Consider the following 7,257-nt stretch of genomic DNA (forward strand, 5'->3'; position numbering starts at 1 on the left):
GTACTGCAACGACGCCGAGCGTGAGACATCGTTCTCACGTTCCTGGGCGGAGAAGGCGGCGGGAGTGGTCGCGGACTACTTCCACGACCAGTCGGGTGGTCGGGTGTCCGTCTCCTTCAAGGTGTTCGACTGGTACATGCTGCCCATGACGGTGGCCGAGTGGGGCACCGAGGGCATGGGGGTCGGGGCGGTGGTCCGGCCCAAGGTCGAGTCCGGCCTGGACGTCGACCTCGCGTCGTTCGACCACATCCTGATCGCGATCGACGTGCCCGGCGCGTCCGGCGGGACCACGCCGGGCGAGTACACGTACGTGGCCGCGCAGCAGTTCAGCCCATGGCTGATGTGCCACGAGCTCGGCCATCGCTTCGGGGCGGACGACGCCTTCGGGGAGACGGCCGACGGGCCGGACCGGTACGACAATCCCTGGTGTGCGATGGGCGGGGAGGGCTTTCCCGCCGTCTTCACGGTTCCTGCGCTGGCGCAGCCCGGTGAGGCCGGCCAGGACCCGGCGGCTGGGCCGGGTATGAGCGCGCCCTCGCTCCTCGCGACCGGCTGGCTCGACCCGCACCAGCACGGTGTCGTGCGTGACCTCAGCAGCAGTACGAGCGTGTTCGGTGCCGGCGTTGTCGAGGAACTCAGTGTCCTGAAGGGGGCACCCGGGCCCGGTTGGACGCACCCGCCGAGGGTGATCCGCTACAACGACCTTCTGGTCGAGTACCGGGTTCGCGGCAGCGGCGAGGGGTGGGACCGGGGCCTGCCCGATCCGGGCCCCGCGGCTTCCGGGTGGGTGGTGGTGCACCGCAGTGACGTGCGGTTGAAGCCCGCGGCCGTTCTCGTGGCGTCGATGGCGGCAAGGCCGGGCGAGACGCTTGCCCTCGGAGAGGACAGCCCGTACGACATCCACAGCCCGGGGCCACTGCGGATCACGGTGCTCTCGGCCGACAGCTCCGCCGGCACCGTGCGGCTCAATTTCGCCCGGAGAGCGGGGCGTCCCCTGCCTCAGGAGCCTTCGGGAGGCGGGCGTCCCGGCATCATCGTGTTCGTTCCGGGCAAGGGCCTGGTCCCGCTACCGCCGCACTCGCCGCTCGTGAAGGTGCTGGAGAGCGTCGCCGCGGTGCACACGCTCCAGGAAGCTCAGCTCGTGGCGGGTGGTGACGAGCTTCCCGCGCTCACGGAACGGACGCGGCAGGAGATCAACCGTTTGGAGAGCCGCGTGCACCGTCTCTCGACGGAGCCCGAGCGCCCGTCCCTCACCCGGGCACTCGAAGCCGTCGTGGCGTCCCGGCAGGCCGCGGGTCGCTACGACACCCGGCTGGCCGAGTTGGAGAACAGGCTCAGAGAGGTGATGGAGGAGTTGAGCGGTTGACGTCGGCGGGCTCGCGAGTTGATGTGGACCGCGTCCGGCGAAAGGCGGACGGGGAACGCCTGGGCCCGGTTTCGTGACCCTCGGGGCAGGCGGCTCGTTGCCCGGGTATGAGCAATGTTCTCAGTCGAGCACTCAGTGCCGCCGCAGTCGCCGGGATCGCCACTCTCGCGGCCGCCGCCCCCGCCTCCGCCAGCCCCGCGGGCCTCATCGGCGACAACCTCCAGAAGATCGGCCTCGCCAGCGAGGACACGGCAGAGAAGGGCGGAGACTCCGGGAAGGCCACCAAGGCCAGCCAGCAGTCGAAGAAGTCGGGGAAGTCCGGGAAGTCGAGCAAGCAGGGTGCCAAGGACGGTGACGAGGAAACGGGCTTCCTCAAGCACGTAACGGTTCTGGACACGCCGGTGCCGCTGCTCTGAGCCAAGGGCGGTGTCTCTGCGGGCGCCGGGGCCTCGCGCCCCGGCGCCCGACGCGGTCGGTCGACTATTGGGAAGTTTGTATAGGTGAAGTTATTATAGGAGCATCTATACAAGTGAGGCTTGCTGTGGACAGACCTGCTGAGATGTTCGACCGTGACTTCGAGTGGTCCGAGCTGACACGGTTCGCCGCGCTGCCGGGTCGGACAGCCATACTCGGAGTGATCTCCGGGCGACGTCGGCAGGGCAAGACGTTTCTGCTTGACGCGTTGGCGCGGGCCAGCGGTGGCTTCATGTACACCGCGACGGAGACCACGGAGGCGGATGCGCTGCGGCAGTTCGGTGAAGCCCTCGCCCGCTACCGGGGCCAGCCGACCCCGTTCCGCTTCGCGTACTGGGACGAGGCCGTCACGGAGCTCATGCGCGTGGCCGAGGCAGGGAAGCCTACGGTCGCGGTGATCGACGAGTTCCCCTTCCTCGCCAAGGCCTCCCCCGCCCTCCCGTCCGTCATCCAGCGGGCTCTCGACCCGACGGCTCAGCACGGCAACACGCCGGTACGGCTCCTGCTCTGCGGGTCGGCACTCTCCTTCATGGGCGGGCTGCTGTCCGGGAGTGCTCCCCTGCGGGGGCGCGCGGGGCTTGAACTCGTCGTACCGACATTGGACTTCCGGCTGGCGGGCGAGTTCTGGCAGATCTCCGATCCGCGTACCGCCTTGCTGGTCAACGCCATCGTCGGTGGCACGCCCGCCTACCGCCGTGAGTACACCCAGGGCGACACGCCTTCAGGCCCGGACGACTTCGACGCCTGGGTGACCAGGGCGGTACTGAACCCCGCGCGTCCGCTCTTCCGGGAAGCCCGCTACCTCCTCGCCGAGGAGCCCGAACTGCACGACACCGCGCTCTACCACTCCGTGCTGGCCGCCATCGCGGCGGGCAACACGGCGCGAGGCGGGATCGCCGACTACCTCGGCCGCAGGTCCACGGATCTGGCGCACCCGCTCACCGTGCTCCAGGACGTCGGCATGATCACCCACGAGGGGGACGCCTTCCGCCGCAACCGCTCCGCCTACCGCATCGCCGAACCGCTTGTCACCTTCTACCACGCGGTCATGCGCCCGTCCTGGGGAGACCTGGAACGGCCCGGGCGCGCGGCTGCCGTGTGGCGCCGGTCGGCGTCGACGTTCCGCAGCAAGGTGGTCGGTCCGCACTTCGAGCAGGTGTGCCGGGAGTGGGCGCGCTGGCACGCCGCACCCGACACCCATGGTGGTCTGGTGACTTCCGTCGCCAGCGGTGTGGTCAACGATCCCAGCGCCAGGACGAGCCATGAGGTGGACGTCGCCGTCCACGGTGAGCGGGACGACGGTCGAAAGGCGCTGCTTGCCATCGGGGAGGCGAAGTGGAGTGACGTGATGGGGCTCGGCCACCTCGAACGGCTGCGGCGCATCCGTGGCCTGCTGATCGCGGCGGGCACAGCCACGGAGGCGACGCGGTTGCAGTGCTACAGCGGTGCCGGGTTCACCGGCGACCTGCGCGAACTGGCCGAACGAGACGGGACGGTCCAGCTGGTCGACCTGCCGCGGCTCTACCACGGAGACTGAGGCGCCGGCTGGTGCTCCGGGACGTGCCGTCTACGTGGGCGGGCCTCAGGGTCGGTTGGTCGTGAAGAAGCACAAGGAGTATCACGGGCCGACCGCCGATGAATCCGGTGTGCTCAGCCCGGAAACGTGACTTCGGCGCCGGTCGGTGTGCGCTCAGGATCAAGTAGTCGTGCGCCGGTAGGCATTCACCGCCGTCGGTAGCGCGTGCCAACCTACGGTCACCAAGCGCCGCGAGCGGAGTCGGGCTGATCACCCGTTGAGCCGCCTTCGGCGAAAAGTGCTGACCCGTTTCAGAGTCATGGTCGTTCTGCTGGGAAGGTCAGCGGAGCGGTCGTGGCCACGTATCAGAAGTCGCCACAGGTTCACGCTTAACGGCTGGGCGAACTCGGGGGAGCGGTGCCAGCGAGGAACGTCCACAGATGAAGGGATTTCCGTGCGAAACCGCATGCAGGCCGTTGCCACGGCGGCTGCCCTGACACTGACAGCCACGCTTCTTTCCGCGACCGCGGTCCAGGCGCGACAGTCCTCCGAGCAACCGACTTCGTCGTCGGCGTTCAAGGCCGGGAAGGACTGCGTGTCGCTGACGAAGCGGAACGATGACGCGGCGAGACGCATCGGCGAAGCGATCAACAAGCTGTACGAGCGGGGGCTGACGGAAGCCGGCGTCGCCGAGGCCATGGCCAGGAAGCACTGCCTGCTGCGCGTCGACGACGGCGCCGGCACCGGCGCGCAGACCGGCGGGATCAGCACGTTGGCGGCGAGTGATGAGATCACTGTCTTCAGGCCGAGTCTCTGGTACGACAAGAACACGCGGAAGTGGAACGCCACCGCGTCATGGCGCTGGGACAAGACCCCCAAGAACAAGGGCGGTGACGACGGCTTCGGGCTCGCCTTCAACAGGGCGCTGGTGCATCTGGACCACGGGCTGGTCACCACGGGCTACAACGGTTCGAAGTGGTATGGCAACCCCGAGAAATCGAATGACTACGGGGTGGGATTCAAGTTCAAGGAGGGGACGAAGCTCGGCCTGACGGCGCGGCTCGGCACCTTGTCGGTGGTGCTGAAGGGCACGGGAAAGTGCCAGAAGAACGTACAGCTCCGATCCCAGTACCGGCACACCTGGAAGTCCACCAGGGTCACAGGCTTCGGGATCGGGAGGGACAGCGTCTCCATCTCGTGGACATCCGGGAACAACACCTGGAAGCTGGGCAGCAACCCGAGTGCGCCGAAGACGGTGTGCAAGTGACGGGGTCACACTGAAGGGGCTTGACCCATCAGGGCTTCTCCGGTCGGCACCCGCTCCCCTCGGCCCGCTGGCCGAGGGGAGCGGGTGTGGTGCACGTCAGGAAGAGGAGGGTCGCTTTCCGGATTTGTCGGTGCGCTTCCGGCAGCCCGCTCCTGCTGCGAGACTCGTGGACGACCGCGTCGTGAGGGGGAGTTGTGCTGAGGGAGAAACTGCATTTCAGAAGCACGGACGTGCCGGCGGAAGAACGGTTCGATCAGTGGCGGGAGTACATGGCGCGTACTCATGCGCCAATGGACCTGCACAGCCCTCATCGGCAGGATTTCCGAGCCGAGTTACGGGTCGTGGAGCTGGGTGCCCTGGCGGTGTGGCCGGCCAGCTATCAGGCGTTGACCTTCGACCGGTCCCCGCGGTTGGTGAGGCAGTCAGATCCGGAAACCTGCCATGTCTCCCTGGTGGTCAGCGGCGAGGCTGAGGCCATGTGGGGTAAGTGCGCCACGAGTTACAGCCGCTACGACCTGCACACCACGGTGTCCTCCACGCCGGTCCGCATCAGGGCGCAGCCTGCTGCCGGCCACGGGCTGGTGCGGTCGCTGGGGGTGGAAGTGCCCCGGGGCGCCATTCCGCTCCCTGCCCGACACGTGGATCGGATGGTCGGCCGGCGCCTCTCCGGCCGTGAAGGGCCGGGGGCGTTGCTCGCGCTCGCCCTCACCCAGCTCTCCCGTAGGACCAGCGGCTACCAGCCATCCGACGCGCCACGCCTTGAGTTGGTGCTTCTCGATCTGCTGACGGCTCTCTTCGCCCGCGCGTGCGACGAGGGGGCGGCTCAGCCGCCGGAGAGCCGGAGCCGGATGCTGCGGCTTCGGATTCGAGCCTTCATCCAGCAGAACCTCGCTGACCCGGAGCTCTGTCCCGCCCTGGTGGCGAGCGCGCACCACATCTCGGTCCGCTACCTTCATCGCCTGTTCGAGGACGAGCCCGAGACGGTGGCGCAGAGCATCCGTCGGCAGCGGCTGGCGGGGGCGCGTCGCGATCTGGCCGACCCCGCGCTCATGGCCACGCCGGTCTGTGACATCGCCGCACGCTGGGGCTTCCGGCACCACGCCGTCTTCACCCGGGCCTTCCGCGAGGCGTTCGGAATGTCGCCTTCCGAGCACCGTGCGATTGCCTTGACCACACAACCGCCGGCCTGATCCGCCGCCTTCGCGGCGTCGCCGCGCACGTGCCGCAGGTGTCGGAGGTTGACCGTCTGTGCACTGTAGGACAACCAGCTGTGCGTCGCTGGTCAAAGACGAACGCGTGCGTCCCTGGAATCCTCAGAGGAAAGCGACTGCCGGGGCGCTTCTCAGGCCCGGGTGAACGCTGTTCGAGAAACGATCGGGCCTTCGGTGCCGGCCGGTGGCCCGAATAGGAAGAGGTCAGTATCAGCATCAGATCTCGGAGGCTGGAGTGAAGAGGCGTATCAGAGTGAGGAAATACTCCGTCGTGATGGGGGCGCTGCTGGCGGTTGGCTTCCTGTTCGGAGTCGCGACGCCTGCGTCTGCTGGGACGTTGCACTGGAAGAACGGAACATCCGTTTCTCATTCGCGGGTATTTGACGGTTCGACCAGTAAGAACATAGATTGCTATGCTCCGGCCGGATACAACGCGACCATGTGTATCCGGTACGACAGGAGGGCAATCTATGTCAGGAGTGACAAGGCCAACGGCTACTTCAAGCTGGGGCAGTGGAGCGCTTGGCGTGGTGGCGACGTATACCGTTGTCAGAACAACAACAGGAACTCTTCTGGCAATGGTACCTGGGTGGAATGCCAGTGGAACTGGCCGAGGACGGGCTGCTACTTCATGAGGACCGGGTACGGCCAGCATGAATGGTACGTCGTCAGCCACTCCAACATGAAGTGTTACTGAACTTCTGCGGGGTGGACGCCGATCCGGTGATGGTTCGCGAGCCGTGACGAGCGAGGCCCCAGGGCTGTTGAACGAGATGTCTGACGTCTCAATCACGCGGCCCGGGGCCTCGTTGGTCATCTGTCCTGCCGCGCTTGCCATTCCTTCGGGGGCGGCGTGGCTACCGCCGGGTGGCGGACACCGCGACGGTGGTGGCGAGGGCGGCGAGGGTCAGGCAGAGGGGCGAGTAGAGGACACTGTTCCAGTGGCGGAACTCGGGGGTGGCGCGGGAGTTCATGAGGTAGCCGCCGGCGCCGCGGAGGAACATCACGGCCGCCAGCCCGTACATGCCGGTCAGTGTCAGCCAGTCCGGGCCGAGGCGGGGAATGTTGTCGTTTGCCATGAGGGTGAGGACGGCGGCGCCCAGCAGTGCCAGGCCCACCGCGGCGGTGGCCGGCCGTGACGGCAGTCCGTCCTCGCCCGCCCTGCCGATGAGTGTCCTGGCGAAGCTCACCGGGTCCTTCAGTGGCCAGGTGCTGAACATCCAGACGAAGTGCAGCACTCCGACAGCGGCGAGGAGTGTCGTCAGGGTCATGGGGACCACGGTGCTCACCACGTTCAGACCTCCAGGTCAGCGCCCGGGTGGGACGTGGTCAGTATGTCAACGCTCGTGTGGTGCGGTGGTGTTGGCCCCCCTCATCTGGTTGGCGACCCGGTTCGGGAGTCGGTGGGCGGGAGGAGGAGGGT

The 7,257-nt window shown here is 67.5% G+C and carries 7 protein-coding genes; 6 read left to right on the forward strand and 1 reads right to left on the reverse strand.

Going from position 1 to position 7,257, the window contains the following annotated elements; genetic code table 11:
* The 6 genes from GL263_RS17620 to GL263_RS17645 form a co-directional block, all read left to right on the forward strand.
* Positions 1-1,366: metallopeptidase domain-containing protein (locus GL263_RS17620; protein WP_182856682.1), on the forward strand; the 1,366-nt coding region annotated here is incomplete at its 5' end.
* A 107-nt stretch (positions 1,367-1,473) separates the two neighbouring features.
* Positions 1,474-1,782, forward strand: coding sequence for a hypothetical protein (locus GL263_RS17625; RefSeq protein WP_182856683.1), 309 nt, complete (start codon positions 1,474-1,476; stop codon positions 1,780-1,782).
* Positions 1,783-1,925: 143 nt separating this feature from the next.
* Positions 1,926-3,377: an AAA family ATPase gene (locus GL263_RS17630; protein ID WP_182856687.1), complete on the forward strand. Its 1,452-nt coding sequence runs from the start codon at positions 1,926-1,928 to the stop codon at positions 3,375-3,377.
* A gap of 433 nt (positions 3,378-3,810) precedes the next feature.
* Complete coding sequence (locus tag GL263_RS17635; protein WP_182856684.1) at positions 3,811-4,623, forward strand: hypothetical protein; 813 nt, start codon at positions 3,811-3,813, stop codon at positions 4,621-4,623.
* Between the two features lie 194 nt (positions 4,624-4,817).
* On the forward strand, positions 4,818-5,813 hold the full coding sequence (locus GL263_RS17640) for a helix-turn-helix domain-containing protein (RefSeq protein WP_182856685.1): 996 nt from the start codon (positions 4,818-4,820) through the stop codon (positions 5,811-5,813).
* Positions 5,814-6,069: 256 nt separating this feature from the next.
* Positions 6,070-6,531, forward strand: a complete 462-nt coding sequence (locus tag GL263_RS17645) for a hypothetical protein (protein ID WP_182856686.1) — start codon at positions 6,070-6,072, stop codon at positions 6,529-6,531.
* 160 nt (positions 6,532-6,691) lie between these two features.
* Here GL263_RS17645 and GL263_RS17650 read toward each other — a convergent pair whose 3' ends face one another.
* Positions 6,692-7,105, reverse strand: coding sequence for a DUF3995 domain-containing protein (locus tag GL263_RS17650; protein ID WP_228456589.1), 414 nt, complete (start codon positions 7,103-7,105; stop codon positions 6,692-6,694).
* Positions 7,106-7,257 lie beyond the last annotated feature (152 nt).

The sequence above is a fragment of the Streptomyces durbertensis genome, assembly GCF_014156695.1.
GTDB classification, from domain to species: Bacteria; Actinomycetota; Actinomycetes; order Streptomycetales; family Streptomycetaceae; genus Streptomyces; species Streptomyces durbertensis.

Bases quoted from the DNA above. Each gene is read 5' to 3' on its own strand.
- GL263_RS17625 (WP_182856683.1), top strand. From the start codon at position 1,474: ATGAGCAATGTTCTCAGTCGAGCACTCAGTGCCGCCGCAGTCGCCGGG.
- GL263_RS17650 (WP_228456589.1), bottom strand. From the start codon at position 7,105: ATGACCCTGACGACACTCCTCGCCGCTGTCGGAGTGCTGCACTTCGTC.
- GL263_RS17630 (WP_182856687.1), top strand. From the start codon at position 1,926: ATGTTCGACCGTGACTTCGAGTGGTCCGAGCTGACACGGTTCGCCGCG.